The 23,988-nt window shown below is 71.8% G+C and carries 30 protein-coding genes; 12 read left to right on the forward strand and 18 right to left on the reverse strand.

Features of this window, described 5'->3' with window-relative positions; all coding sequences use genetic code 11:
- Positions 1-105: 105 nt before the first annotated feature.
- The 5 genes from ftsR to ACQPZF_RS30805 all read right to left on the reverse strand — a co-directional run bounded on the left by ftsR (position 106) and on the right by ACQPZF_RS30805 (position 3,004).
- Positions 106-813, reverse strand: a complete 708-nt coding sequence (ftsR, locus tag ACQPZF_RS30785) for a transcriptional regulator FtsR (protein WP_433262911.1) — start codon at positions 811-813, stop codon at positions 106-108.
- On the reverse strand, positions 810-1,274 hold the full coding sequence (gene garA / locus ACQPZF_RS30790) for a glycogen accumulation regulator GarA (protein ID WP_015103832.1): 465 nt from the start codon (positions 1,272-1,274) through the stop codon (positions 810-812). The genes ftsR and garA overlap by 4 nt, the downstream gene beginning before the upstream one ends.
- Before the next feature lie 113 nt (positions 1,275-1,387).
- Positions 1,388-1,789 (reverse strand): glycine cleavage system protein GcvH, encoded by a 402-nt coding sequence (gene gcvH, locus ACQPZF_RS30795; protein ID WP_433262913.1) that lies wholly within the window; start codon positions 1,787-1,789, stop codon positions 1,388-1,390.
- 39 nt (positions 1,790-1,828) lie between these two features.
- The gene (locus tag ACQPZF_RS30800) at positions 1,829-2,413 is read right to left on the reverse strand and encodes a CDP-alcohol phosphatidyltransferase family protein (RefSeq protein ID WP_433262915.1); all 585 of its coding nucleotides are present in this window, start codon (positions 2,411-2,413) and stop codon (positions 1,829-1,831) included.
- Positions 2,414-2,764: 351 nt separating this feature from the next.
- A complete protein-coding gene (locus ACQPZF_RS30805) occupies positions 2,765-3,004 on the reverse strand; it encodes a hypothetical protein (RefSeq protein WP_433262917.1) in 240 nt (79 codons plus the stop codon).
- A gap of 435 nt (positions 3,005-3,439) precedes the next feature.
- Between ACQPZF_RS30805 and ACQPZF_RS30810 the strand changes: the two genes are divergently transcribed.
- Positions 3,440-3,865 carry an STAS domain-containing protein gene (locus ACQPZF_RS30810; RefSeq protein WP_433262919.1) on the forward strand — a complete coding sequence of 142 codons (426 nt, stop codon included), beginning with the start codon at positions 3,440-3,442 and terminating at the stop codon, positions 3,863-3,865.
- On the opposite strand, the gene ACQPZF_RS30815 is transcribed toward ACQPZF_RS30810, so the two are convergent.
- Positions 3,804-4,610 carry an ATP-binding protein gene (locus ACQPZF_RS30815; RefSeq protein WP_433262921.1) on the reverse strand — a complete coding sequence of 269 codons (807 nt, stop codon included), beginning with the start codon at positions 4,608-4,610 and terminating at the stop codon, positions 3,804-3,806. The genes ACQPZF_RS30810 and ACQPZF_RS30815 overlap by 62 nt on opposite strands.
- Positions 4,611-4,736: 126 nt before the next feature.
- Here ACQPZF_RS30815 and ACQPZF_RS30820 point away from each other — a divergent pair, with 126 nt between their 5' ends.
- Both ACQPZF_RS30820 and ACQPZF_RS30825 read left to right on the forward strand, forming a co-directional pair.
- Positions 4,737-5,162 carry an ATP-binding protein gene (locus ACQPZF_RS30820; RefSeq protein WP_433262923.1) on the forward strand — a complete coding sequence of 142 codons (426 nt, stop codon included), beginning with the start codon at positions 4,737-4,739 and terminating at the stop codon, positions 5,160-5,162.
- On the forward strand, positions 5,159-5,947 hold the full coding sequence (locus ACQPZF_RS30825) for a SigB/SigF/SigG family RNA polymerase sigma factor (RefSeq protein WP_433262925.1): 789 nt from the start codon (positions 5,159-5,161) through the stop codon (positions 5,945-5,947). The genes ACQPZF_RS30820 and ACQPZF_RS30825 overlap by 4 nt, the downstream gene beginning before the upstream one ends.
- A 237-nt stretch (positions 5,948-6,184) precedes the next feature.
- On the opposite strand, the gene ACQPZF_RS30830 is transcribed toward ACQPZF_RS30825, so the two are convergent.
- The 5 genes from ACQPZF_RS30830 to ACQPZF_RS30850 all read right to left on the reverse strand — a co-directional run bounded on the left by ACQPZF_RS30830 (position 6,185) and on the right by ACQPZF_RS30850 (position 10,318).
- Entirely contained in the window at positions 6,185-6,478 is a 294-nt protein-coding gene (locus ACQPZF_RS30830; protein WP_433262927.1) for a WhiB family transcriptional regulator, read from the reverse strand.
- Positions 6,479-6,635: 157 nt separating this feature from the next.
- Entirely contained in the window at positions 6,636-7,601 is a 966-nt protein-coding gene (locus ACQPZF_RS30835) for a TIGR03557 family F420-dependent LLM class oxidoreductase (protein WP_433262929.1), read from the reverse strand.
- A gap of 170 nt (positions 7,602-7,771) precedes the next feature.
- Positions 7,772-8,428: a M50 family metallopeptidase gene (locus ACQPZF_RS30840; protein WP_433262931.1), complete on the reverse strand. Its 657-nt coding sequence runs from the start codon at positions 8,426-8,428 to the stop codon at positions 7,772-7,774.
- Between the two features lie 140 nt (positions 8,429-8,568).
- Positions 8,569-9,273, reverse strand: coding sequence for a DUF4383 domain-containing protein (locus tag ACQPZF_RS30845; protein ID WP_433262934.1), 705 nt, complete (start codon positions 9,271-9,273; stop codon positions 8,569-8,571).
- Positions 9,274-9,751: 478 nt separating this feature from the next.
- Positions 9,752-10,318 (reverse strand): class I SAM-dependent methyltransferase, encoded by a 567-nt coding sequence (locus ACQPZF_RS30850; RefSeq protein WP_433262937.1) that lies wholly within the window; start codon positions 10,316-10,318, stop codon positions 9,752-9,754.
- Positions 10,319-10,432: 114 nt separating this feature from the next.
- On the opposite strand from ACQPZF_RS30850, the gene ACQPZF_RS30855 reads away from it, so the two are divergent.
- Positions 10,433-11,401, forward strand: coding sequence for a zinc-binding dehydrogenase (locus ACQPZF_RS30855; protein ID WP_433262939.1), 969 nt, complete (start codon positions 10,433-10,435; stop codon positions 11,399-11,401).
- Between the two features lie 163 nt (positions 11,402-11,564).
- On the opposite strand, the gene ACQPZF_RS30860 is transcribed toward ACQPZF_RS30855, so the two are convergent.
- The 4 genes from ACQPZF_RS30860 to ACQPZF_RS30875 all read right to left on the reverse strand — a co-directional run bounded on the left by ACQPZF_RS30860 (position 11,565) and on the right by ACQPZF_RS30875 (position 14,336).
- Entirely contained in the window at positions 11,565-12,260 is a 696-nt protein-coding gene (locus tag ACQPZF_RS30860; RefSeq protein ID WP_433262941.1) for an anti-sigma factor family protein, read from the reverse strand.
- Positions 12,257-12,808, reverse strand: coding sequence for a sigma-70 family RNA polymerase sigma factor (locus ACQPZF_RS30865; RefSeq protein ID WP_433262943.1), 552 nt, complete (start codon positions 12,806-12,808; stop codon positions 12,257-12,259). Before ACQPZF_RS30865 ends, ACQPZF_RS30860 begins: the two co-directional genes overlap by 4 nt.
- Before the next feature lie 89 nt (positions 12,809-12,897).
- Positions 12,898-13,809: a DUF1996 domain-containing protein gene (locus ACQPZF_RS30870; protein ID WP_433262945.1), complete on the reverse strand. Its 912-nt coding sequence runs from the start codon at positions 13,807-13,809 to the stop codon at positions 12,898-12,900.
- Between the two features lie 77 nt (positions 13,810-13,886).
- On the reverse strand, positions 13,887-14,336 hold the full coding sequence (locus ACQPZF_RS30875; RefSeq protein ID WP_433262946.1) for a hypothetical protein: 450 nt from the start codon (positions 14,334-14,336) through the stop codon (positions 13,887-13,889).
- A gap of 227 nt (positions 14,337-14,563) precedes the next feature.
- On the opposite strand from ACQPZF_RS30875, the gene ACQPZF_RS30880 reads away from it, so the two are divergent.
- From ACQPZF_RS30880 to ACQPZF_RS30890, 3 genes are read left to right on the forward strand one after another with little or no spacing between them, the layout of a single operon-like run.
- Entirely contained in the window at positions 14,564-14,878 is a 315-nt protein-coding gene (locus ACQPZF_RS30880; RefSeq protein ID WP_433262949.1) for a PadR family transcriptional regulator, read from the forward strand.
- Positions 14,875-15,345: a hypothetical protein gene (locus tag ACQPZF_RS30885; protein ID WP_433262951.1), complete on the forward strand. Its 471-nt coding sequence runs from the start codon at positions 14,875-14,877 to the stop codon at positions 15,343-15,345. The genes ACQPZF_RS30880 and ACQPZF_RS30885 overlap by 4 nt, the downstream gene beginning before the upstream one ends.
- Positions 15,335-15,928: a hypothetical protein gene (locus ACQPZF_RS30890; protein WP_433262953.1), complete on the forward strand. Its 594-nt coding sequence runs from the start codon at positions 15,335-15,337 to the stop codon at positions 15,926-15,928. Before ACQPZF_RS30885 ends, ACQPZF_RS30890 begins: the two co-directional genes overlap by 11 nt.
- A 298-nt stretch (positions 15,929-16,226) precedes the next feature.
- On the opposite strand, the gene ACQPZF_RS30895 is transcribed toward ACQPZF_RS30890, so the two are convergent.
- Positions 16,227-16,865 carry a TetR/AcrR family transcriptional regulator gene (locus ACQPZF_RS30895; RefSeq protein WP_433262955.1) on the reverse strand — a complete coding sequence of 213 codons (639 nt, stop codon included), beginning with the start codon at positions 16,863-16,865 and terminating at the stop codon, positions 16,227-16,229.
- Between the two features lie 235 nt (positions 16,866-17,100).
- Here ACQPZF_RS30895 and ACQPZF_RS30900 point away from each other — a divergent pair, with 235 nt between their 5' ends.
- Entirely contained in the window at positions 17,101-18,306 is a 1,206-nt protein-coding gene (locus ACQPZF_RS30900; RefSeq protein WP_433262957.1) for an allophanate hydrolase, read from the forward strand.
- 37 nt (positions 18,307-18,343) lie between these two features.
- Positions 18,344-19,348, forward strand: a complete 1,005-nt coding sequence (locus tag ACQPZF_RS30905; RefSeq protein ID WP_433262959.1) for a PHP domain-containing protein — start codon at positions 18,344-18,346, stop codon at positions 19,346-19,348.
- Between the two features lie 59 nt (positions 19,349-19,407).
- On the opposite strand, the gene ACQPZF_RS30910 is transcribed toward ACQPZF_RS30905, so the two are convergent.
- Positions 19,408-20,379, reverse strand: coding sequence for a radical SAM protein (locus tag ACQPZF_RS30910; protein ID WP_433262961.1), 972 nt, complete (start codon positions 20,377-20,379; stop codon positions 19,408-19,410).
- 226 nt (positions 20,380-20,605) lie between these two features.
- Between ACQPZF_RS30910 and ACQPZF_RS30915 the strand changes: the two genes are divergently transcribed.
- The 3 genes from ACQPZF_RS30915 to ACQPZF_RS30925 all read left to right on the forward strand — a co-directional run bounded on the left by ACQPZF_RS30915 (position 20,606) and on the right by ACQPZF_RS30925 (position 22,618).
- Positions 20,606-21,244, forward strand: coding sequence for a sensor histidine kinase (locus ACQPZF_RS30915; RefSeq protein ID WP_433262963.1), 639 nt, complete (start codon positions 20,606-20,608; stop codon positions 21,242-21,244).
- A gap of 7 nt (positions 21,245-21,251) precedes the next feature.
- Positions 21,252-21,929 carry a response regulator gene (locus tag ACQPZF_RS30920; RefSeq protein WP_433262965.1) on the forward strand — a complete coding sequence of 226 codons (678 nt, stop codon included), beginning with the start codon at positions 21,252-21,254 and terminating at the stop codon, positions 21,927-21,929.
- A 65-nt stretch (positions 21,930-21,994) separates the two neighbouring features.
- The gene (locus ACQPZF_RS30925; protein WP_433262967.1) at positions 21,995-22,618 is read left to right on the forward strand and encodes a response regulator transcription factor; all 624 of its coding nucleotides are present in this window, start codon (positions 21,995-21,997) and stop codon (positions 22,616-22,618) included.
- A gap of 35 nt (positions 22,619-22,653) precedes the next feature.
- Here ACQPZF_RS30925 and ACQPZF_RS30930 read toward each other — a convergent pair whose 3' ends face one another.
- Positions 22,654-23,961, reverse strand: a complete 1,308-nt coding sequence (locus ACQPZF_RS30930; RefSeq protein ID WP_433262969.1) for a COG1470 family protein — start codon at positions 23,959-23,961, stop codon at positions 22,654-22,656.
- Positions 23,962-23,988 lie beyond the last annotated feature (27 nt).

Consider the following 23,988-nt stretch of genomic DNA (forward strand, 5'->3'; position numbering starts at 1 on the left):
CCCCGCTCCAAACGAGGATCCCCCACCTACTCTTTCGACGCTACCCGCCAAGCGGGCCTTGTGCGCAACCGCCCGGTATCCCCGGATCACGATGCGGACACGTGTTCACCGCGGCGAAACGCGGCCACCTGCGACGTCACGCAGGCCGGCCTTCACCAGGAGTGTGTGCAGCGTTACGGAAAGCGCCGCCAACTCGCGGACCACTTCGTCGGCTCGGGCCCGCGCACGGGGATCCCGCCGGCGGTACAGCGGGGCCACCACCTGCTCCACGAGGCTTACTTCGCGATCGGCGGCCACCCGGAAACCACGCAGTTGACGCGGCTCCAGCCCGTACTCGGCCATCGCGCGCACGGTGACCGCGATCTGCACCGCGTCCTGGTCGTAGACACCGGCCCGGATCAGGCCGTGCTGCTCCAACTCGGCCAGCGCCGCGGGCTCCAGCCCGGAGCGGGCCAGCAGTTCCTCACGGGTCGCCCGGTGGGCGGAGCCGGTGAACTGGTCCGCCGTGGGCGCGCCGTCGACCGCGCGGAGGAGGCGCGGGGACACGCCGGCGTCGGCCGCGTCCAACTGCTCCTTGATGACCTTCAGCGGCAGGTAGCGGTCGCGCTGGGCGGCCAGGACGTACCTCAGCCGCTCGACGTCCGCCGACGTGAACTGGCGGTACCCCGATGCGGTGCGTGCCGGGCGGACCAAGCCCTCCGACTCCAGGAATCGGATCTTGGAGATCGTGACGTCGGGGAAGTCCGATCGCAACTGCGCGAGCACCGCGCCGATGCTCAACCCCCCGCGCTGTGGCCGCCCGGCCGCCGTCACTGCGCCCCCTGACCCCCGGCGCCCGGACCGGTCAGGAACACGAGGCGGAACTTGCCGATCTGCACCTCGTCGCCGTTGGCGAGGACCGCCTGGTCGACGGGCTCGCGGTTGACGTAGGTGCCGTTGAGGCTGCCCACGTCGATCACCACGAACTCGCCGCCCTCACGGCGGAACTCGGCGTGCCGGCGGGACACCGTCACGTCGTCGAGGAAGATGTCGCTGTCGGGGTGCCGACCCGCGCTGGTCGTGTCGCGGTCGAGCAGGAACCTCGACCCCGCGTTCGGACCGCGCTTGACCACGAGCAGGGCGGACCCGGCGGGCAGCGCGTCGACGCCGGCGACGGCCGGCTCCTGGGCGGGCGCCTCGGCGCCCTCGACCTCGGCGAGGAAGTCGGCCCGGAAAACGGAGGTCCGCTCCGGGGACTGCTCGGGCGGAACGCCTGGCCCGTCGTTCGTGCTCACCTGAGCTCTCCTCCTGCTGCTGGAACCGTCGAGACCGCTAGAACCTATCGTGCCCGAACCCTGGTCTGAGGAGCGGCTCCCCCACCGACCGAAGAGCCGCCGGAAGATCGACGTCACTCCGAGGCCGCCAGCTCCTGGTACGCGGCGGCGTCGAGCAGGTCGTCGACCGCGGTGGGGTCGTCCAACCGCAGCTCCACCATCCAACCCTCACCGTACGGATCGCTGTTGACCAGGTCCGGCTGCTGGTCCAACGAGTCGTTGCGGGCGATCACCTCGCCCGCGAGCGGCGCGTAGATGTCCGACACGCTCTTGGTGGACTCCACCTCACCGAGCGTCTGGCCCGCGCCCACCTGTTCGCCGAGCTCCGGGAGCTGGACGAACACGACGTCACCAAGCTGCTCTTGGGCGTAGTCGGTGATGCCGACGCGCACGGTGTCGTCACCAGTGCGCAACACCCACTCATGTTCCTCGGTGTACTTGAGCTCCTCGGGAATCACCGCGGTGTGCTCCTTCATGACGGTGGATCTTCGCTGCGGGATCTTCCCACGACCGGTTCAGACCGGCGCGACCCCCGGCGGTCTGCGGAGCGCGAGGAAGAACTGGTAGACGTACAAGGCTCCGGACCACAGGTAGAGCGCGCAGCCCCAGACCATGAACGCGTAGGCGACCGGCCGGGCAATCTGGGCGGCGGTGGACGTGCCCTGGGCGAGCAGCAGCATGGGGAACGCGTAGAGCAGGTTGAACGTCGCGCCCTTGCCCAGGTAGCTGACCTCGAACGGCCCGTAACCACGGGCCCGCAGGACCGGCAGGCACGCGCCGACCACGATCTCCCGCCCGACCAGGACGGCCGCCACCCACAGCGGGACGATGTCGCGCACGACGAACGCCACCAGCGTGGCCAGGATGTAGAGCCGGTCGGCGGCGGGGTCGAGCAGCGTGCCGAGCCTGCTGGTCTGGTCGAGCCAGCGGGCGATCTTGCCGTCGAGCCAGTCCGACAGGCCGGCCGCGACCAGGACGACCAGCGCCCAGCCGTCGGCTTGCGGGCCGAGCAGGAGGTACAGGAAGAGCGGCACGCCGAGGAGCCGCAGCACGCTGAGCGCGTTGGGGATGGTCAGCAGCCGGTCGGCGGGATCCTGCACAATCCGGAATCGTAGAGGTTCGACTTCGGCGGCGGGCACGGCGTCGCGGGTAGAGCCCGGTGATGCGACCACCGGGTTGCGGGCCGGTCGCGGAGAGCGGTCGGGCCGGTCGCGGAGAGCAGTCGGGCCGGTCGCGGAGAGCAGTCGGGCCGGTCGCGGAGAGCAGTCGGGCCGGTCGCGGAGAGCGGTCGGGCCGGCACGGTCCGCCCGAGCCGACTCGCGGAGTGGTCGCCGAGCGGTCGGCAACGCCACGGTGGTGAACCTCGGACTCGGGGGCACCCGCCGTGTCAGGCGCGGGGAGTCCGAGTGTTCGACTCGGTTCGACCCGTTCGGCTCACCTCAAGCGCGCCCTCAGTGGGCGCGGGTGCGGCTCCACCCTCGGCGTTGCAACTGCTCGCCGCTGAGCGCCTGGGGACGACCTCGGTCGTCCACCCCGACCCAGCGGGCGCGGAAACCTTCGAGCACGTAGGCGTGGCCCTTGCTCCAGACCACGCTGCACGGAGCGGTGGGCAGCGATCCCGCGCCGGCGGAGAGCGCGCGCGCTGCCCTGGGCTTCGCGGGCTCGGACTCGGTTTCCGTTCTGGTGCTCATCGTCAATCCCTCCATGTGGGGAGTCGTCCGCGGCCCTCGCGGCGTTAACCCCTGCCCACGATTCTGCGCGAACTGTGGTCTCCGCCACCTCCTATTTGCGGTAAGTCTCGGTCATCGGACGGTTCGGTCGCCGAGTTGCGCGGAAACCTTCCCCCGCGGTGTAGCGCCGCGCTCCGCGACCAAACCGTTCGACGTTCGTCACGCGCCGCACACCGACTGCCGGATTACACTGGTACTGATCAAGACGCCATCTGCCCGCTTGTGGTGTCCGTACGGGCTCCGTACGGTAGGTGGCGCAGCGGTTGAGCCAACAGCCGCGCCGGGGAAGCTCCGGCTTACGGGCCACAAGTGCCGCCACGCTGCGTTTTCGTGCTCGGCGCGTTCCGCACGCCTGGGCTTCCCTCCCCAGCGGTACCAGGTGAAGAGGAGTCCCTCGTGACGGTTCAGGATCCGAACGTCGTGGCGACGAGCGGAGCCGAATCCGCCCCGGACAGCGCGCGGACCGGGCGGGTCGTGCGCTCGGTGGAGTACCCCGCCGACGGCGTGACGGTGATCGCCGCGACCGGGGAGATCGACATGCTCACCGCGCCCGAGTTGCGGGCGGACGTGCTCGGCAGGCTGGACAGCGACCGCACGCTGGTGCTGGACCTGTCCGGGGTGAGCTTCCTCGGCTCGGCGGGCCTCGCGGTGCTGGTCGAGGCCTCGCAGCACGCCAAGCGCCGCGGCACCGCGTTCCGGGTGGTCGCGGTGGAGCGGGCCGTGATCCGGCCGCTGGCGGCGACCGGGCTGGGCGAGGTGTTCAGCGTGTACGGCTCGGTGGCGGAGGCACTTGCGGCGGACGGCGCGTCCTCGGCGGGCTAGCGTGCGCCACCAGGTCCACGACCTGGTCCACGCCGGCCGCCATCAGCGCGATGTGCGCGGGGCTGTGCTCCGGCGCACGCACGACGACCCGGTTGCCCGCCGCGGCGGCGGCCTCGGCGACCGCGTGCAGTCCGCGCATCAGCCCCTCGCTGCGGTTCCCGAGCCGGCGCAGGTCGACCACGATCGGCACGGCGCCACCCCGGGCGGCGGTGAGGATGCGCCGGCGCACCGCGGGCCCGGCTCGCGCGGGCACGTCGCCGGAGACCACCACCTCCACCCATCCGGGGTGCGCGGACACCAGGACCTGGTCGAACGCCGGCGCCGGGTGGGCGCCCCGGCCGGACCGCCCCGGCCTCAGCACGAGGGTGACGCGGGTGCCGTCCGGGGCCCGCTCGATCCGCACCTCGTCCACGCTCTCCCGCATCAGCAGCAGGCCGCGGCCCCGGTCGGAGAGCGTGACGGGCGGCACCCGCCAGCGGCCCTCGTCGACCACCACGACCCGCACGTCCCCGTCCGGGCGGGCTTCGGCCTCGACCTTCACGAGGCCCGGCTCGCCGGGCGGGTAAGCGTGCTCCACGGCGTTGCTCACCGCCTCGTTGACGGCGATGACCAGGTCGTACCGGTCGTCTTCGGACACGCCGACATCGATCAGCCAGGTGTCGAGCCCGGCTCGGACCGCTGCCAGCAACCCGGCATCGGTCGGGTACTCCACTCGCCAGCGGTGGTCCGCGAGTCGATCGGTCAAGAGGCCTCCCCATGGCGCACCAACCAGTCTTCCCAGCGCGGGCGTGCCTTACACGTGTGAGGTTGGATCTGTTCGGGTACCGATAGCTTCAGCACCAGCGAGACAGAAACGGACGATGAGGTGAGCGTGTCGCACACGGAGCCGCAGAGCGGCGAGTCGGATGACCCCTTGGCCGGGGTGGAGTTGCGGATGGCCGCCGACCCCACGCAGCTATCGATCGTGCGGGCGGTGGCGGCCGACATCGCCATGCGCCAGGACTTCGACCTGGACTCGATCGAGGATTTGAAGCTGGCGGTGGACGAGGCGTGCTCCACGCTCATCTCGCTGGCCGCGCCGAGCACCGTGCTGAGCGCGCGGTTCGTCGTGGTGAACGGGGCGGTGCAGGTGTTCACCACGGTCGGCTCCAAGCGCTCGGCGCCGCCGGACCGGGACAGCTTCGGCTGGCGGGTGCTCAGCGCCCTCGTGGACTCGGTGACCACGTGGGTCGCTCCCCGGTCCGACGCGTACGAGGTGCACATCGACCTCGTGAAGCGCTCACAGGGGACGGCGTGACGGGATCCGACAACGGGGGCACGACGCGATCCCAGGGGGATTACGACCACTTGGCGCCGTTGTTCGTCCGCCTGGCGGCGACGGCCCAGGGCGACCCGGAGCGGGAACGGCTGCGCGACGAGCTGGTGACCGAGCACCTGCCGGTGGCCAAGCACATCGCCCGCCGCTTCGGGCACCGCGGTGAGCCCTACGACGACCTGGTCCAGGTGGCGACGGTCGGTTTGATCAACGCGGTGGACCGCTTCGACCCGGAGCGGGGCAGCGACTTCCTGTCGTTCGCCGTGCCGACGATCATGGGCGAGGTCCGGAAGTACTTCCGCGACTCTAGCTGGTCGGTGCGGATGCCCCGGCGGCTCAAGGAGCTGCACCTGGCCATCAACGCGGGTTCGGCCCGGCTGTCCCAGCAGCTCGGGCGCGCTCCCACGCCGTCCGAGCTGGCGGAGCACCTGGGGTTGACCCGCGACGAGATCCACGAGGGGCTGGCGGCCGGGAACGCCTACCACAGCGCGTCCCTGGACGACCTGCTGGTGGCCGACGACAGCTCCATCTCGCTCGGCAGCACGTTGGGCGAGGAGGACCCGGAGCTGGAGGCGATCGAGCAGCGGGAGGCATTGCACCCGTTGTTGGAGAAGCTGCCCGAGCGGGAGCGGAAGATCGTGGTGATGCGGTTCTTCGGGAACATGACGCAGACCCAGATCGCGCAGAAGGTCGGGATTTCGCAGATGCACGTCTCGCGGTTGCTGGCGAAGACGTTGCGGCAGTTGCGTGACGGGTTGACGGAGTAGCCGGATGAGGCCGTTGTGGGGCCTCGTGGTGTCTTCGGGCCGCGCGCGATCGTATGGTCGCGCGCGGCTTTGTCTTCGGTGGTGCCGGGTCGCTGTGTTGGTCCGGGTACGCGGCTGGGCGTGTCGATCCGGGTGCGGGGGCTGGGCCGGTCCGGCTGCGGGGGCTGTGTCGCCGTGCCTCCGCGGTGTTGCGTCAAGAGCAGAAGAACCGTCGAAAGCTGGAGAAGTGCCCGGCTGTCAGGCGGCTACGCGGCGGCGGGCGGCGGCGATCAGGCGGCGGCGTTCGTCTTCTCCCATGCCGCCCCACACGCCGTAGGGCTCTTGGACGTTCAGTGCGTGTTCGCGGCACTGGTTCAGGACCGGGCAGCGACCGCAAAGCTGCTTCGCCCTCTCCTCCCGCGCCGCGCGGGCGGAGCCGCGCTCGTTGTCCGGGTGGAAGAAGACGGCGCTGTCTCGGCCGCGGCAGAGGCCCTCCTTCTGCCAGTCCCAGACGTCGGTCACGGGCTTCGGCAGGCGCGCGGTGCTGGTCATAGTGGGCGTACCCCCTGCTGGAGTCGGTTCAGGTGCTGATCACTGCGTACCCCGGCGGGCGGGGCGGACAAACGTGTCGGCCCCCAATCGGGTTACCCCGCCGGGGCCGGCTTCCCGGTGCGCCGGGCGCACGTCCGAGGTGTCGCCTTTTGGCTGGTCATCGCGCGATCCCGTGGACCTTCGGGGCCACCTCGCGGGCCCAGAACTCGAAGAACTCGCCCTGCTGGGGACCGATCTGCTGCACGTACACCTCGTCGTAGCCCGCGTCGACGTACTCCTGGACCGCCTGCACGTACGGCTCGGGGTCCGGTCCGACGGGCACCGCCTCGGCCATCATCTCCTTGGTGACCAGGGTCGACGCCTGCTCGAAGTGCCGTGGCGACGGCAGCACCTGGGCCAGTTCGCCGGGTAGCTGCTCGTTGGGCCACAGCCGGTGGGCCAGGTCGACGGCTTCCCCGGCCGTCGGCGCGTGGCACACCTTGAAGCCCGCCTGGGCGGGTTTGCCGTGGCCGCCGGTCTCGTGGAACCTCCGCACCAGGGACTTGTCGGGCTTGGTGCTGCACAGGCCGTCCCCGATGCGGCCGGCGAGGGTGGCCGCCTTCGGGCCGAACGCGGACACGTAGATGGGCACCGGCTGGTCGGGAAGGGTGTAGATGCGGGCGTTCTCGACCGTGTAGTGCTTGCCGCGGTGCTCGATGTCCTTGCCGGTGTGCAGCTTGCGGATGACCTCGACGGCCTCCTCCAGCATCTCCAGGCGGCGCGGCGCGGAGGGCCACGGGTCGCCGAGGATGTGCTCGTTGAGGGCTTCGCCGGAGCCGACGCCCAGCACGAACCGGCCTTCGCACTGCACGGCGGCGGTCGCGGCGGCCTGGGCGATGACGGCGGGGTGGGTGCGCACCGTGGGGCACGTGACGGCGGTGGTGATCGGCAGGGTCGTCACCTCGGACAGCGCGCCGATCACCGACCACACGAACGGGCTCTGGCCCTGCTCGCCGTTCCACGGGTGGTAGTGGTCGGAGATCCACAGCCGCTCGAAGCCGGCGTCCTGGGCCTGGCGGGCCATCCGGACCAGCTCCCGCGGCCGGTGCTCCTCGCTGGACAGGAAGTAACCGATGCTGACCATGGGCTCCGGTTACCCGCGCAGGAACTCCTGAACCTCGGTCCGGACGCCCGCGGTCAGCGTGGCCCACGCGTTCGGGTCACCCTCGTGTGTGGCTTCCGCCACCGCTTTCACCTGGTCGAATGACGCGCGTGGCGGGATCGGCGGCACCTCGCAGGCGGTGCACCGACGGGTTACAGCGGTAACAGCAGCCGCCCGCCCAGCAGCAGTGCGCCGATCGTGACGACGGCGAACAGCAGCACCCACAGCAGGCCCGGCACGCGGGTGATGCGGGCCAGTTGGTCGGCGTCGGAGTGGGGCGCGCGCCCGCGCATCCGGCGGCTCTGCAGCTCACCCACCGGGCGCACCCCGCCCAGCAGCAGGAACCAGGCCACGAACAGCGCGAACGCCGCCTGCCACTCGGCCGTGGCGTACCAGGACACCGCGAACATCACCGCGCCGGTCAACACCACCGACAGCACGCCGAACAGGTTCCGGATCATGATGAGCATCCCGGCCAGCAGCACCACCGTCGCCCACAGCAGCGGGCGCACCTGCTCGGCGGTCACCAGCGCCGCCGCGCCGAGCCCCAGCAGGGACGGCGTCACGTACCCGGCGACGTACATGAGCACGACGGCGATCCCGGTCGGCTTGCCGCGCGACACGGTCACGCCGGACGTGTCCGCGTTCAGCTTGATGCCCTCCAGCCGGCGGCCGGTGAGCAGCGCTACCAGGGCGTGCCCGCCCTCGTGCGCGATGGTGATCGTGTTGCGGCTCAACCGCCAGATACCGGGACTGGCCACCAGGACCAGGGCGAGCACGGCGGGCGCCCACTGCGTGAGTGTCGACATCGCCGTCCAGGATGCCAGGCCGGGCCCGCCCGTGGTCCGGACTTCTCGGGCTTGGCCTGGAGCGCGCTCCAGCAGCCAGGTCGACAGCAAGGAGCGGCACGGTCCAGTGTGGACCGTGCCGCTCCCCGACGGACTGCCCGTCAACGGTAGTGGCGCGCCTTGTGCTGCTCGGCGATCGCCGGGTCGATCGGCTGGACCGGACGCGGGGACACGGTCGGGTCCATCGACTCGACGCGCTCGCCGCGCACCGTCTCGCGTTCCCGGACGTCCTTGTCGTGCCAGTTCTGCTGGTCGTGCAGGTCGTCCCGATCGCGCTGGGTGGGCATCCCGGTGTCCCGGATGCTCTCGTCGCGGACCGGCTCGTGCTCGCCGACCGGCTCGACTTCCTGCTCCGGCACGACGACCTTCCGCCGCGCGGGCAGCACCGCGATCAGCAGGCCGACCGCCGCCAGCCCGAGGTGCAGCCAGTTGTCGTTCACGTTGAGCGCCAACGGGTTGCCGAGACCCGAAATCGGGTTCACGGACACCACGCCGGCCAGCATCAGACCCCACACCAGCACGGCGCCGTAGACCAGGAACACGATCCAGCCGTACAGCCGGGCGAGGCCCGAGCCGGTGGCCATCAGCAGACCCAGCACGCCGAACGCCAGGTGGATGACGTTGTGCAGCGGGTTGACCGCGAAGCCGAGCAGCATCGAGTGCTGCTCGCCCGCGAAGTCGCCGAACCCGGTGCGCACGAAGCCGGCGACACCGGCGACGAGGAACGCCAGGCCGAGGAGACCTGCCAGCACCTGGGCGGGCTGGAGTCCAGCGACCTTGACACGACCGACGGTCGAGTGGGTCATCACGCCCTCCCATGAGGACCGCTGGAGCCCGCCAGCCGGGCTCCGGACGCCCCTCGACTACCCGACCTCCCCCGGTGGCAAACCAGGGTGGAAGCGGGCGCACGGACCCGCCCCCGACCGGACAGGAGTCACCACCTCGCCGTGCCGAGGTTTCGTCCCGACCCACCCCATGAAGGCCGGGGCGTCGCGTCGCGCGATACCCACGCGCAAATCAACAAGATAAAGAGCGCAATAGGGCCCGTTAATGGCCGCGGGCACCGCCCGACATGCTCGGGCAGTCCTTAGGCGACCGGCCTACGCGCAGGTCAGCGGTGGAGAGTTCACTTCACGAAAAGAGAACGTCGCCGCGCCGGTCCACTCAGACTCACTGGCGTCCACGAAGCTCCCCCCTTCCCGTTGTCGGCTCCGACTATGTCTCCCGCAACGGGTTGCCGTCAAAGCATTAACCACGTTAAAGGCCGGCTCGGCCGGCTCCCACCTACACAACGCCCGGCGCGGTCCAGACGAGCGAGTACCGCCAGTAGAGGTGCCGCCGGACCCGTGCGCCCGGGATCAGCCGCTCGGCGCCGGCCTTGATCTCGTCGACCGACATCGACCAGTCCCGCACCGGGGCGGCGCTCACCGGGTCGTCCCGGACCAGCTTCCGGGCGATGTTCGGGGGCACCGAAGCCAAGCTCACCACCCAGTCCCAGGCGGTCTTCTCCTTGGCCAGCCCCAGCACCGCCAACACGCCACCCGGCGCGACCAGGCCGCGCAACCGCTCGACGGCCGCGATGAACGGCATGTGGTGCAGCGTGGCGATGCAGGACACGAAGTCGTACGGCCCGCCGAGGTCGTCGGCCAGCACGTCGGCCCGCCGGAACGCCACCCCCGGAGCGGACATGTCGACGGCCCGGTCCACCGCGGTCACCGCCAGCCCGCGGGCGGCGAGCTTGCGCGCGAACGCCCCGTGCCCGCACCCGACGTCCAGCGCCGTGCGCGCCCCCGGCGGCACCTGGTCCAGCAACAGCGGGTGGTAGTGCGCGTTGTGGTCGAAGTGCTTCACACCTCCGTAGACGCATCACCACGCGCGGGGTTCATCGGCGGGCGCGCGCCTTGACCTCGACTTAAGTCGAACTTCTACGGTGGCGACCACAACCGACGCGAGGGGGAACACAGGATGCGTGCCATCCGACAGCACGAGTTCGGCCCGGCCGAGAACCTGCGGTACGAGGAGGTCCCGGACCCGGAACCACAGGCCGGCCAGGTGCGGGTCGCGGTCTCGGCCGCCGGGGTGCACCTGCTCGACACGTCGATCCGCAAGGGCGAGACCGGTGGGCCGTTCCCGGCGCCCGAGCTGCCCATGACACCGGGACGCGAGGTCGCCGGGGTAGTGGTCGGGCTCGGTGCCGGCGTCGACGCGAGTTGGCTGGGCAAGCGTGTCGTGGCGCACCTCGGCATGGCCCACGGCGGGTACGCCGAGCTGGCCGTCGCGAACGTCGCCGCCCTGCACGAGGTGCCCGACCACGTCTCGGACGACGCCGCGGTGGCCATGATCGGCACCGGCCGCACCGCGTACGGCGTGCTGCGCGTCGCCGAGCTGACCAAGGACGACGTGGTGCTCGTGCCGGCCGCGGCGGGCGGTCTCGGCGCGCTGTTCGTGCAGGAGGCCAAGGCGGTCGGCGCGAAGGTGGTCGGCGCGGCGAGCACCGGCAAGCTGGACGTGGTGCGGGACCTCAAGGCCGACCTCGTGGTGGATTACACCCTCGACGACTGGTCGGACGAGGTGCGCGCCGAGTTCGGCGAGGTGACGGTCGTGCTCGACGGCGTCGGCGGGCAACGGGGGCGGCAGGCGCTGGAGCTGCTCGGGATCGGCGGCCGGATCATCCTGTTCGGCTGGTCGTCCGGCGAGCCGACCCGGATCGAGACCGCGGACCTGTACTCGCGCGGCCTGACGGCGTCGGTCGCGGTAGGCCCCCGGATCCTGAAGAAGATGAACCTGCGCGACCTGGAGACGCTGGCGCTCGCCGCCCTCGCCGAGGGCCGCCTCACCCCGCTGACGACGACGTTCGCCTTGTCCGCCGCGGCCGACGCGCACACCGCGCTGGAGAACCGCACCACCAGCGGCAAGGTCGTGCTGAAGCCCTGAAGCCCTGAAGCCCTTCGGCACTGAAGCACTGAAGCACTGAAACACTGAAGCCCCAACACGCGGGAAGGACCGCCGTGCGCCCCGCCCGAGAGCGGGGCGCACGGCCTCCCCGGTCGGCCGGCGGGCCTGTCGACGGGGCCCGCCGGCCCATGAGCCCGTCGGCTCAGACCTGCACGGTGACGATCCGCTCGCCGTCGAAGTTGCGGACCTCCACGGCCGCCACGTCGTCCGGCGCGACCAGCGCCGAGCCGTCCAGGTTCGTGCCCTCCTGCTCGCCGAGCGCCGACACCAGCCAGCTCCCGGCCTCGTGCCGGGTGCCGTCCTTGGCCACGACCACCAGCCTGCACTTCTCGTTCTTCGCGATGCCCGCCACCGAGGCGTTCACCCGCACCCACCCGGCGGCGGGCTTGACCTTCACCGTCATCCGGGCGCCGGTCGCCGGGTCGACCGCCGTGCCGAGCCTGGTGTTCGGCTGGTCGGTCGGCGGCGTCGTCACCGCCTGCTGCTGGGTCGGCGCGGTGCTCCGGCCGACGGCGAACCCGCCGCCCAGCACGACCGCCGCGACGGCCGCCGCCACCAGTCCCGCGCCGATCCGCCGACGCCGGACCTGACCGCCGCGTTCCGCGCGCACCTGCCGCAGCGTCCGCTGCAACAGCAGGTCCCCGCCCTCGGGCGGCCCGTCGAGCAGCAGTTCGGGCGGCACGTCACCCATGGCCTCTTCCATCGCCCGCAAGTCGGCCAGTTCGGTGCGGCACCGCGGGCAGGCCGCCAGGTGCTCCTCCACCGCGCGCACCTCCGGCTCTTCCAGGACACCCAGGACATAGGCGCCCAGTAGCTGTGGATCGTGGTTCGTGGTCATCCGGCCACCCCCTTCAGCGCGACCTGTTGTCCGACGAACGTCTCTCGCAGGGCCCGCAACGCGTAATGTGATCTCGATTTGACCGTGCCCGGCGGCACGCCGAGCGCCTCGGCCGCCTCCGTCACGCTCCGGCCGCGGAAGTAGATCTCCATCAGCACGTCGCGGTGGTCCGGCGACAGCCGGTCCAACGCCTCCAGCACCACGACCGAGTCCACGACGGAGTCCGCGTGGTCGCGTTGCACCGGCGGCGTCGCGGGCGACTCCGCCACCTCCTGGGGCCGCGCCGCGCGGGCCCTGATCCGGTCGGTGACGATGTTGCGCGCCACCGTGAGCAGCCAGCCGCGCACCGAGCCCTTGCCGTTGACCAGGGCGTCCGGGTGTCGCCACGCCCGGACCAGGGTTTCCTGGACGACGTCCTCCGCTGCCGCCCGGTCCCCGGTGAGCCTGGTGGCGTAGGCGAGCAGCGCCCGGCCGTGCTCCTCGTAGAGCGATCGGATCAGCGCCTCGTCGGCCGCGGGTTCCCGTTTCCGGGACCACAAAGCCGCCATCCACCCACTCCTCTCGTCAACTCCTCACCGCGGACACGGCTCCCGGGCGGGTTCGGTTCAAAGCCGGCCGGAAAAAGTCCGGGCGGACCTCACCCGCAGGTCTGCCCCTGGTTGAGGCACGCCGCGATCCGCGCGGTCAGCGCGTCGGGCATGACGTTGACGGACATCGCGTGGTCGGTGCGCGGGTCGCGGTCCTGCTCGGGGAAGCTGTCCAGCGCGAACGGCCGTTCGGGCGGCACGTCGTAGGCCACCCGGACGCGCAGCTTCGGCATCGGGAACGTGCCCTGCGGGCAGACGCCGTTGGCGGCGGGGAACACCGCGTGCGCCCGGTGGGAGGCGCTGTCGGTGTTGCGGCCGTCCCAGCAGCTCGGGAAGTCGTAGGTGCGCAGCACCTGCCGCCCCGCCCCGCACACCGGGTACCGGTCGGTGTGCCGGTCCTCGAACCCGGTGCAGCTCCACTTCGCGGTGCCGGTGCCGGACGTCAGCGCGGCCGGGTCGCCGGTGATCATGCGCAGGAACCGGGGCATCGGCAGGACCTTGCCGACCGGGCTGCCGGTGAACGTCACCCGCACGGCGGCGGGCGGCAGCACCTCGCCGGTGTTGCCGTGGACCCCGCCGCCGGGCGCGTGCCCGTCGTGGCCGCCGCGGTCGGTGAGCCGCAGCACGGGCCAGTAGTAGGTGGACAGGTCGCCGCCCGCGCACGTGGTGGACGCGGCGGCGAGCGACCGGTCGGTGCTGGTGTGGTCGGTGCTCAGGTTCCCCACGTACTCGTGGGTGTGGTGCGCGCCGAACGGCGTGCCCGGCGCGATCACCATGTTGTCGGCGTTGAGGTGCCGTGCCTCGTTGCGCCCGCAGTCGACGCTGAACGTGCCGGTGGACGCGTCCCGGGTGGCGGCGACCGCGTCCACGCGGACCGGCACGTCGTCGATGGCGACGAACCGCTCGTCGGCGCCGCACCCGGCGAGGAGGACGACGAGTAACAGTGGGAGCAACCGCCTCACGGGCACAGCTTGCCATTTTTGGTCCGTGACATGTGCATCCGTCCAGTCGCGGCGAGGTGAACACCGCCTGACCCGGCTTACGCGGAGACCGTGATCAGAACCCGCCCGTCGACGGTGACGACGCTGATCGTCGCGACTTCGGCGGGATCGACCATGGCCGCACCGGCAAGACCGGTGTCCCCCCGGCGCGATGCGACCCATCCACCCGCGACGTACCTGCGGCCGGCCGAATCGGTGACGACCAGCTCGCACTTCTCACCGGGGTCGATCCCGTCGACGGCGGCGTGCAGCCGCACCCAGCCGTCGGCGGGAGTGATGGTGGTGGTCATCCGGGTTCCGCTCGCCGCGGTGGCGACCAGGACCCGTTCCCCGGGCGCGCTGTGCCGGCCCAGGTGGACGCCGACGACGAGCACGGCGGCGATGAGCGTGGCGCTCACCGCCGTCACGATGCCGCCGCGACGCCTGCGGTCCCGGGCCTTCTCGGCCCGGACCTGGCGCAGCGTGCGTTCGAGGAGGGGGTCGCGCATCTCGGACTCGGTCAGCTCGTTCCCTGGAGGCCCAGCGGGGACGGGTTGCGGTGCGGGTTCATCGGCGGGTTGGCCTTTCCGTGCGGTGGTGGACACCCCTGACACGGAGCCGTCGGACGATCGGTTCAACCCGGAAAACAGGAGGCCCGACACCCGTTTTCTGCGGAGCGCAATCGGACGACCCTAGGTAGAGTTAGACCATGGTTGTGGCTCGGAAGGGACCGAAGATGACTCTGCCTACCCAGTTGGTGCTGGGTGTGCTGCTGGAGGAGCCCGCGCTGGAGCGGTACGGGCTGGAGATCTGCCAGGTCGCCGGGCTGCCCAGTGGAACGGTCCACCCGATCCTCGCCCGGCTGGAGCAGTGCGGCTGGGTGGAGAGCCGGTGGGAGGACGCCGATCCCCACGAACGCGGCCGGCCCCGGCGGCGGTACTACCGGGTCGACCCGGACAGCGTCGCGGCGGCTCGCGCGGCCCTCGCGCGGGGGCGCGGGGCGGTCGCCCGGCTCGGCCTGCTGCGACCCCATGCGGCAGGTGGGACATGACTCGACGACACCGGCTGGCTCGTATCCGGTTGCTCGCGCACGACCTCGAAGTCGTGCTGGACGGCACGCTCGACCGGATCCTGGACCGCAAGCTCGCGCACCACCTCGCACTCCAGTTGAGGCGTGCGCTGGAGCGCAACGGGGACGTCCGGCTGCGCCAGGTCTACGAACGGGTGCTGTGGCTGGAGTTCGCGGTGGAGCGCAACCTGCTCGCCACGGCCAGCTTCGAGCCGATGGCGGCAGCCGCGCGGATCATCCGGCTGGAACTGGAGCCCCGGCCGGGCAGCCGGCTGCTCCACCTCGCCGTCGCCGTGCTGCCGCCGTGCCACCAGGCCCGGTACCACGAGGAGTTCCGCGCGGAACTGGCCGACCTGCCGCCGGTCCGCCGCGTCCCGCACACCCTCCGGCTGCTGAGCCGGTCCTGGACGTTGCGCCGCGCGTTGCAGGGGGCGGACGATGACCGTTGAGCTGCCCCGCGGCCGGCGTCGGTTGCGGCACCCTCCCGGCCCCGAGTACCGGTCGATCTTCGTGGTGGACATCGCCGGGTTCGGGCGGTGGTCCAACCCGCACCAGATCGTGGCGCGGGACGTGCTGACCCACGCCGTCCGCGACGGGTTCCGCGCCGCCGGCATCCGGTGGAACGACCTCGGCGTCCAGGACCGGGGCGACGGCATGATGGTGCTGATCCCGCCCCAGGTGTCCAAAGTGGACATCCTCGACCCGGCCATCCCCCGGCTCATCGACCAGCTCGGGCGGCACAACCGGGCCTCCGCGCCGCGCATCCGGGTGCGGATCAGCCTGCACGCGGGCGAGGTGCACCGGGACGCCCACGGCTGGGTGGGCAGCGACCTGAACACCGCGTGCCGCCTCGCCGACGCCGACCCGGTGCGCGCGAAGCTGGCCGGTGACGCCGTCCTCGTCGTCTCGGACGTCCTCTACCAGAGCGTGGTCCGGCACGGGTACCGCCGGGTCGACCCGGCGGCGTTCGGCCGGGTCGAGATCGCGGAGAAGGAAGTCCGGGAGCCCGCCTGGGTCGCCCAGGTGTCGTGACCGGGCGGCGGCACGCCGCACCCGCCGAATGCTGCTGCCGCCGGCCGCGCGGAGGTCGTTCGGCTACGCCATGAGCAGGCAGGCATGGGTGTCGGTAGCAACGCGCGGCGAAAGTCCCTTGTAGACGGTGCGTGCCGGGCTGGGCTACCGACGCGCGCGGAGTCTGGTTCCGGCAGACCTGCGTTCCGGCGCTTGCCACGGCGCCGCCGGCATTCGGTCGCCGCGCGGTGGCTCGCGAGGTGGAGAAGTCGTTGCGCCGCTTGGCCGAGCTGTTCCCCCCGCCTCGTGACCCGGAGGTCTAGGGGGAAATCCCGTACACCGACCGCAGCCACACGAAGGCCAAGGTGTCCACCAGCTTCCGGTCCCGCTTCGTCGAGCGCCGCGCGAGCGACCGGCCCACGAACGCCTGCTCGTTCATCGACACCAGCACGGCGGCGAGCGACCGCGCGTCCGGACCGTCGACCGCCACGCCGGCCGCGCGTTCGGTGACGATCTGCTCGGCGGTGGCATCGATGAACTTCCGCGCCACACCGGTCCAGAAGTCGCGCATCAGCGGGTCGGTGTCGCGGGCGCGGACGGCGGCCCGCAGCACCGGGCCGTGCGCCTGCCACAGCGCCATGGTCGCGCCCAGCGCCCGCCGGATGGCCGCCTCGGGTGGTTCGCTCCCGCGTCTCAGCCAGGACGAGGCCGACTCGTACAGCGCATCCAGCACGCGGGCGGACAACGCGTGCAGGACCGCTTCGCGGGACGAGAAGTGGAAGTAGAACGTGGACCGCGAGATACCCGCGCCGGAGGCCAACTCGTCCACCGCGATGTCGTCGAGCGAACGGCTCTGCAACAGCCGTTCGGCGGTGTCCAGGATGGCCTGCGAAGTGAGATCGCCTTTGCTGGGCCTACGTCGAGACCCAAGGGAACCTACCGGTGACCGTGGGGACATGGCGGACATGCTGGCTTCACCGACCCGGCGACCGCAACCCTCCGGACGGACCCTCGTCTCAGTCGGAAGTCGTTCCGCCGGCGGCCGGCACTGTCCGGAGTGGACGCGAACGCTTTTCGGAGTCCGAGGTGGAACCCGCACAAAGTCCACACCTGCCCGGCAGACGGCCCGGCGACATCGGCCGGTCGGCGGTCAGCACGTGCGCTCGATGAGCACGGCCTGGTAATACTCGCGGGTGGAACGGGGGTGGAGCGTGGACCGGCTCGCGGCGGCGCGGGAGCGCATCCGGGCGGTGGATCGGCCGGAAATCTGGATCGCGCTGCGGGACGAGGACGAGGTCCGGCGGGAGTTCGCGGCGGCGTCCGGGCCGCTGGCCGGGAAGTTGCTGGCGGTCAAGGGGAACATCGACGTGGCCGGCCTGACGACCACGGCCGCGTGCCCGGCGTTCGGCTATCGGCCGGCCCGGGACGCGGAGGTCGTCCGGCGGTTGACGGCGGCCGGCGCGGTCGTGCTCGGCGTGACCAACATGGACCAGTTCGCCACCGGGCTCGTGGGCACCCGGAGCCCGTACGGCGCGGTGCGCAACGCCGTGGACCCGGCCCGGGTGTCCGGCGGGTCGAGTTCCGGGTCGGCGGTCGCGGTGGCGTTGGGGATCGTCGACCTGGCGCTCGGCACCGACACCGCCGGGTCGGGTCAGGTGCCCGCCGCGTTCAACGGCATCGTCGGCCTCAAGCCGACCTACGGGCTGGTCCCCGTGGAGGGCGTCGTGCCCGCGTGCCGGAGCCTGGACTGCGTGTCGATCCTCGCCCGGACGGTGGACGAGGCCGAGCAGGCGTTGGCGTGCGTGGCCGAGCCGCCCGCCGTGCCGGTGCCGACGCACCGGCTGGGGGTGCCGACCGACCTCGGCGACCTGGCGGACGGCTGGGCGGAGGCGTTCGAGGCGGCGGTGCGCAGGTTCCCCGGCGAACTGGTGCCGATCGACCTCGACCCGTTCCTCGACGCGGGCCGACTGCTGTACGGGGGCGCGTTCGTGGCCGAGCGGTACGCGGCGGTCGGCGGGTTCATCGACGCGCACCCCGACCAGGTGGACCCGACCGTGCGGGAGATCATCTCGGCGGCGAAGGACATCCCGGCCTACCGGCTGTTCCGCGACCAGGAGGAGTTGGCGCGGCTGAAGGCGGCGGCGTTCCGGGAACTGGACCGGGTCGACGCGCTGGTGCTGCCGACCACTGCGGAGCACCCGACGATCGCCGCCGTCGAGCGCGACCCGGTCGGCGTCAACGCGCGGCTCGGCCGGTTCACCGCCTTCGTCAACCTGCTCGGCCTGTCGGCGCTCGCCCTGCCGGCCGGTGGGGTGGCCGGCCTGCCGTTCGGGATCTCCTTGGTGGGCAAGCCTTTCCACGACAGCGGCCTCCTCCGCGTCGCCCGGTCCGCGAGTTGACGCGCGTTCCCCGCCCGAACGGAGTAGACAGGACAGGGTGGACCCCCATTGGGCATTGCGGCAGGTGGCGTTCCAGTTGGAGCGTGCGGGCGAACCCACGTACCGGGTGCGGGCATTCCGGCGGGCCGCCGAGGTGATCGCCGCCCTGCCGCCCGGTGACCTGGCCAAACGGGTGGCGGACGGCACGCTGACCGACCTGAACGGCATCGGCAAGGCGACCGCGGGCGTGATCGTCGACGCGGTCCAGGGGCGCGAGCCGGTCTACCTGGCGAAGTTCCAGGAGCCGGTGGTCGGCGGCCAGGCCCTGCGCGCGAAGCTGAAAGGCGACTGCCACACGCACTCCGACTGGTCGGACGGCGGCAGCCCGATCCGCGAGATGGCCGAGGCCGCCCGCGACCTGGGTCACGAGTGGATGGTCCTCACCGACCACTCGCCCCGGTTGACGGTGGCCAACGGGCTGTCCGCCGACCGGCTGCGCCGGCAGTTGGAGGTGGTGGCGGAGTTGAACACCGAACTCGCGCCGTTCCTGGTCCTGACCGGCATCGAGGTGGACATCCTGGACGACGGTTCGCTCGACCAGCACCCGGACCTGTTGGCAGAGCTGGACGTCGTGGTGGCCAGCGTCCACTCCAAGCTGCGGATGCCGGCGGCGGAGATGACCGAACGCCTGCTCACCGCCGTGGCCGACCCGCACGTGGACATCCTGGGCCACTGCACGGGGCGCCTCGTCACCGGCAAGGGTCGGCCGGAGTCGCAGTTCGACGCCGAGGCGGTGTTCACGGCCTGCCGCGACCACGGGACGGCCGTCGAGATCAACTCACGCCCGGAACGCCGGGATCCGCCGGGGCGGCTGCTGCGGCTGGCCGTGGAGTTGGGCTGCACGTTCTCCATCGACAGTGACGCCCATGCTCCCGGCCAGCTTGACTGGCTGTCCTTCGGGTGCGAACGCGCCGAGGAGTGCGGTGTCGAGCCGGATCGGGTGATCAACACTCGCGGCGCGAAGGATCTGCTGGCCCTCACCGGTCAGGGCGGTACGGGCTAGAACGCCAAGAGCCGGAAGCGCCTGGACGCCGGGAACGCCGATTGCCGCCGTTCAGGTTTTCAGCGGCCGGCGTTGGCCGTGCGGCCGGCCCGTGAGGCGCGCACCAGGTGCCCGTACCAAGGGATCAACGGTCCGGTACGGCCGTCGACCAGCCGCTGCCAGGTGGCACGGCACAGGTCGAGGAACGGACCGGCGTCCCACCCGGCCGCGAGGTCGCTCAACGGCCGGTCGTAGATGTTGCCCAGCCAGTACCGCCGGTCGAAGCCGTAGGCCACCGGCACGGCCGCGCCGTTGGCCTCGATCACCAACGGGGTCAGCCAGCTTCCCAGCGGCTGCGCGGAGGCCACCGGCACGGCCATGAAAGCCGCCGGTTTGCGGGCCAGCATGGTGCGGGGCACGGCGTCGAGCTGCACCGCCAGGCCGTGTTCCTCGGCGATCCGTCCCAACTCGACGGCCGCGTACGCCAACTCCACCGCGTCCGGCCGCTCCCCCGCCATCAGCCGGTTCGCCACTCCCTCGGGCTCCAGCGGGTGCACCTGGAGCAGCAGCGCGCCGGACTGGGCCGCCGCCAGCGCCACGTCCCCGAGCTGCGTCGCGTTGCCCTGGGTGAGGGTGGTGATGACGCCGACCGGGATGCCCGCCTCGGTGAGCCGCCGGATGCCGGCCAGCGCCTTCTCGAAACACCCCGGCTGGTCCCGGATGCGGTCGTGGGTGGTCTGGTCGCCGTCCACCGACACGGCCACCAGGTCGACCAGGCCCCGGACCAGGCCGATGCGGCGCTGGTTGAGCGCCACCGCGTTGGTGGTGACGGTCGTTCGCATTCCCGCTTCCCGCGCGGCCCGCAACAATGCGGGTAGTTCCGGGTACAGGAAGGGCTCGCCGCCGGACACGCTCAGCACGTCGTAGCCGAGCGCGGCGGCGTCCCTGACGGCCGGGCCCAGCAGGCCGATGGGCACGGACTCCGCGACGTCCGGTCCTGAGCTGGAGTAGCAGTGCAGGCATCTCAGGTTGCACAGCCTGGTGGGATGCACCTGAAGGACCGCGCTGCCGCCCGTTTGCCGCATTTCCACCCTCCCGTGGCACCTGATATTCGTATGGAGCAGACAGTCGGCCCGGTGATACGTCATTCCGTCACCATTGACCCGATCAACTCACCCCAACGTGGGAACCTGTGGGGTTGCTTGAAACGACGGCTGACCGCACAGCGACTTCGTATACGAGGCGGTCAAGCCCGAGTGCTCGCCTGGGGGAGGGGACATGCGCCGCAAATTCGCAGTGTCCACCGATGTGGCCGACGAGGCCCGGCGCCGGGTGCTGCGGGACCTGCACGACGGGTTGGGGCCGTCGCTCGCCGCGATCGCGCTCGGCCTGCGCGCGGCCCGGCACCTGGTGGCGCGCGACCCGGCGTCGGCCGGGCCGCTGCTGGCCAGGCTGGAAGAGGAGATGCACAACGCGGTGGGCGAGATCCGGCGGCTGGCCGCGGGCGCGTACCCGGCGGAGCTGGCCCGGCTGGGGTTGGCCGGCGCGGTCCGGGCGCACGTGGCGACGCTGGCCGACCGGCACCCGGTGCGGGTGTTCGTCCGGGTCGACGGGGCACTGCCGGAACTGCCGATCTCCGTTCAGGTGACGGCGTACCGGATCATCACCGAAGCGCTGACGAACGTGGTCCGGCACGCCGGCGCGCGCACCTGCGTGGTGCGGCTGTGGTGTGCGGACGGCCTGCACGTGGAGGTCGTGGACGACGGGTGCGGCGCGGGCAAGGCCGAGGGGAGCGGAGTGGGGCTGAACTCGATGCGTGAACGCGCCCGCGAGATCGGCGGGACGTGGGCGATGGAGGACGCCGCGGCGGGCGGCACGCGGATCGCCGTCGACCTGCCCGTCGCGGGTGGAGTGTGAGCGGGACATGCCGCCTGCGCTGCGGGCGCTCGTGGTGGACGACCACCCGCTGTTCCGCTATGGGCTCGCCGCGGCACTGGCTGCCGCGTCCGACTTGGAGGTGGTCGGCGAGGCCTCGGGCGGCACGATGGCGGTAGAGATGGCCGCCGCGCTGCACCCCGATGTCGTCGTGATGGACCTCAACATGCCCGACCTGGGCGGGGTGGAGGCCACCCGGCGGATCGTCGCGCACGACCCGGCCGTGCGCGTGCTGGTGCTGACCATGTTCGACGACGACGATTCGGTGTTCGCCGCGATGCGTGCGGGCGCGCTGGGGTACCTGCTCAAGGCGGCCCGGCCGCAGCAGATCGTGCGCGCGGTGCGGGCGGTCGCCGAAGGCGAGGCCATCTTCAGCCCGGGTATCGCGGTGCGGCTGCTGGCGTACTTCGGCACGACGGCCAAGTCGAAGGTGGAGGCGTTCCCGGAGCTGACCGCGAGGGAGCGGGAGGTGCTGCGGCTGATGGCCGACGGCCGGGGCAACGCGGCGATCGCCCGCGTCCTGGTGCTCAGCCCGAAGACGGTGCGCAACCACGTGTCGAACATCCTGCGCAAGCTGCACGTGGCCGACCGCGCCCAGGCGGTGTCCCGGGCCAAGGAGGCCGGTCTGGGCGACGAGTCGGGACACATCGGGACCACCGGCCCATAGTGCCGGGACACCCCGGGTGGCGACCATGGTCGGGGGGAACATCGGCCACTAGGGCGGGAGCAGCGATGAACGGTGAGCAGACGGCGGTCGCCCTGCACGCGGCGGACTCGATCACCAGGGCCGGCGTGACGGCCGCCCTGCGGTCGCGGCCGGAGATCCGGCTGGTCGAGCCGGACGAACCCGCGCCGGTGGCGCTGGTGGTGCTGGAGAGGCTGGACGGCGCCGCGCAGCAGCTACTGCGCCGGCTCCAGGTGCAGGGCAGCCCGAACATCGTGCTGGTGGCGGGCGACATCGCCGACCCGGAGCTGCTGAACATCATCAGCAGCGGGGTGTCGGCGGTGATCCGCCGGTCCGACGCGACCCCGGACACGTTGGTGCGCCTGGTGAAGGCCACGGCGGCGGGCCAGGGCGCGCTGCCGCCGGACCTGCTCGGCCGACTGCTGGACCGGGTGTCCCGGTTGCAGCGCAACGTGCTCAACCCCAACGGCTGGACCATGGCCGGCATGTCCGACCGGGAGACCGAGGTGCTGCGGCTGATCGCGGACGGCTTCGAGACCAAGGAGATCGCCGACAAGCTGTGCTACTCCCAACGCACGGTCAAGAGCATCCTGCACGACATCACCAACCGGTTCCAGTTGCGCAACCGCGCGCACGCCGTGGCGTTCGCGTTACGCGAAGGCCTTATCTAGCAACGTTCCCGTCGGTGTTCTTCGCCCGAGGCGGTTCACTCGACCCTCCCGGAGAAGGACACCGACGGCTTGCAGTTGCCCTTGTCCGTGGGGTTCTGGCAGCTCACCGCGATCACGATCTTCTCACCCGACTTGAACCGCAGCGGCTGCACGTAGTGCCGGTCCAGGTCCCGGTAGTTGCCCAGGCCCAGCTCCAAAATCGTGCTGCGGGTTCCGTTGGAGTCACGCATGACCCGGAGGGTGCCGGTGTCGCCGCGCGGGTTCTGCATCACGATGTCGCTGATGTGCAACGTCTTCTGGTCGTCGGGCGTGAAGACGAAGTCGGTGAACAGGTCCGGGTTGGTCACGATCGCCGCGTCGGCGGCCACCCGGAAGTCCGTCGGCTCGCCGGGCGCCGCCGCTCCCGGGCGGTTCGGGTTGGGCGACGGCTGGGTGCCGGGGGCCGCGCCGGGGTCCAGGCCGACGGCCTCCATGGCCTTCTCGGAGTTCCCCTTGGCCTGCGCGGAATCCGTCTTCGCCTGGCCCGCGCTGTCCTCGGCCCGCTGCGCGGCGGCCTTGACGTCGTTGGCCTGCTCGGTCGCGGCGTCGCGCGCGGCCGACTTCACGGCCGGCTGCAACAGGGTGAACCACAGCGCCGCCAGCACGGCCGCCAGCGCCAGCAGCGCGAGCAGGGCGGGCAGCAGCCACCTGGGCAGTAGCTGGCGCTGCACGAACGTGCCGTCGACGACCAGCGGGTTGCCGACGTTCGGCAGCACCTCCACCCGGAACGGCCGGGTCTGCGGCTGCCCGCGCAGGAACGTGTCGCGCGGCTTGACGAGCAGCTTGACGAACGCGGCCGTGCCGGGCGCGAGCACGATCTCCGGCCGGTCCACCGTGAAGTCCAGCTCGCCGTCCGGGTCGCTCGGCGTGAACCGCACCCCCACCGGGTGGTTGCCGACGTTGTCGACGGCCAGCTCGTACTTGCCCCGGCGGCCCGCCTCCACCTTGCCGGGCACCAGTTCGGCGCTCAGGTCGGTGAACGAGCCGACCTCGACCACGCCCTCCTCGACCACCGAGCCGTACGGGTCCTCCCGGGACGTCACGCGCACGCCGAAGTGCACCGGCCCGGCCGCCACCTCGACGGCCCGCGGCGGCGCGAACCGCACGACGACCTCGGCGGACGCCTGCGGCACCAGGTTCACCGACGGCGGTTCGGCCGCGGCCCACGCCGCGGCGTCGCCCACCACGTCCACGGTGAACTGGTCGACCAGCTCGCCGGTGTTGCGCACGACGACCGTGCAGGTGACCTCAGAGCCCGGCTCCACGGCCAATCCCGTGGCGGACAGCGTCGCGGTAGCGCCCATGTCGTGAATCCTCCGGTCTGGCGGTGC

The sequence above is a fragment of the Actinosynnema sp. CS-041913 genome, assembly GCF_050942485.1.
GTDB lineage: Bacteria > Actinomycetota > Actinomycetes > Mycobacteriales > Pseudonocardiaceae > Actinosynnema.

What these genes read in the sequence shown, in the direction of transcription:
- ACQPZF_RS30840 (WP_433262931.1), bottom strand. Translation starts at nt 8,428, where the DNA reads ATGTCGACACTCACGCAGTGGGCGCCCGCCGTGCTCGCCCTGGTCCTG.
- ACQPZF_RS30895 (WP_433262955.1), bottom strand. Translation starts at nt 16,865, where the DNA reads ATGTCCCCACGGTCACCGGTAGGTTCCCTTGGGTCTCGACGTAGGCCC.
- ACQPZF_RS30875 (WP_433262946.1), bottom strand. Translation starts at nt 14,336, where the DNA reads ATGCGCGACCCCCTCCTCGAACGCACGCTGCGCCAGGTCCGGGCCGAG.
- ACQPZF_RS30925 (WP_433262967.1), top strand. Translation starts at nt 21,995, where the DNA reads ATGAACGGTGAGCAGACGGCGGTCGCCCTGCACGCGGCGGACTCGATC.
- ACQPZF_RS30860 (WP_433262941.1), bottom strand. Translation starts at nt 12,260, where the DNA reads ATGACCACGAACCACGATCCACAGCTACTGGGCGCCTATGTCCTGGGT.
- ACQPZF_RS30930 (WP_433262969.1), bottom strand. Translation starts at nt 23,961, where the DNA reads ATGGGCGCTACCGCGACGCTGTCCGCCACGGGATTGGCCGTGGAGCCG.
- ACQPZF_RS30830 (WP_433262927.1), bottom strand. Translation starts at nt 6,478, where the DNA reads ATGACCAGCACCGCGCGCCTGCCGAAGCCCGTGACCGACGTCTGGGAC.
- ACQPZF_RS30835 (WP_433262929.1), bottom strand. Translation starts at nt 7,601, where the DNA reads ATGGTCAGCATCGGTTACTTCCTGTCCAGCGAGGAGCACCGGCCGCGG.
- ACQPZF_RS30915 (WP_433262963.1), top strand. Translation starts at nt 20,606, where the DNA reads ATGCGCCGCAAATTCGCAGTGTCCACCGATGTGGCCGACGAGGCCCGG.
- ACQPZF_RS30885 (WP_433262951.1), top strand. Translation starts at nt 14,875, where the DNA reads ATGACTCGACGACACCGGCTGGCTCGTATCCGGTTGCTCGCGCACGAC.
- ACQPZF_RS30865 (WP_433262943.1), bottom strand. Translation starts at nt 12,808, where the DNA reads ATGGCGGCTTTGTGGTCCCGGAAACGGGAACCCGCGGCCGACGAGGCG.
- gcvH (WP_433262913.1), bottom strand. Translation starts at nt 1,789, where the DNA reads ATGAAGGAGCACACCGCGGTGATTCCCGAGGAGCTCAAGTACACCGAG.
- ACQPZF_RS30855 (WP_433262939.1), top strand. Translation starts at nt 10,433, where the DNA reads ATGCGTGCCATCCGACAGCACGAGTTCGGCCCGGCCGAGAACCTGCGG.
- ACQPZF_RS30920 (WP_433262965.1), top strand. Translation starts at nt 21,252, where the DNA reads ATGCCGCCTGCGCTGCGGGCGCTCGTGGTGGACGACCACCCGCTGTTC.
- ACQPZF_RS30890 (WP_433262953.1), top strand. Translation starts at nt 15,335, where the DNA reads ATGACCGTTGAGCTGCCCCGCGGCCGGCGTCGGTTGCGGCACCCTCCC.
- ACQPZF_RS30880 (WP_433262949.1), top strand. Translation starts at nt 14,564, where the DNA reads ATGACTCTGCCTACCCAGTTGGTGCTGGGTGTGCTGCTGGAGGAGCCC.
- ACQPZF_RS30845 (WP_433262934.1), bottom strand. Translation starts at nt 9,273, where the DNA reads ATGACCCACTCGACCGTCGGTCGTGTCAAGGTCGCTGGACTCCAGCCC.
- ACQPZF_RS30805 (WP_433262917.1), bottom strand. Translation starts at nt 3,004, where the DNA reads ATGAGCACCAGAACGGAAACCGAGTCCGAGCCCGCGAAGCCCAGGGCA.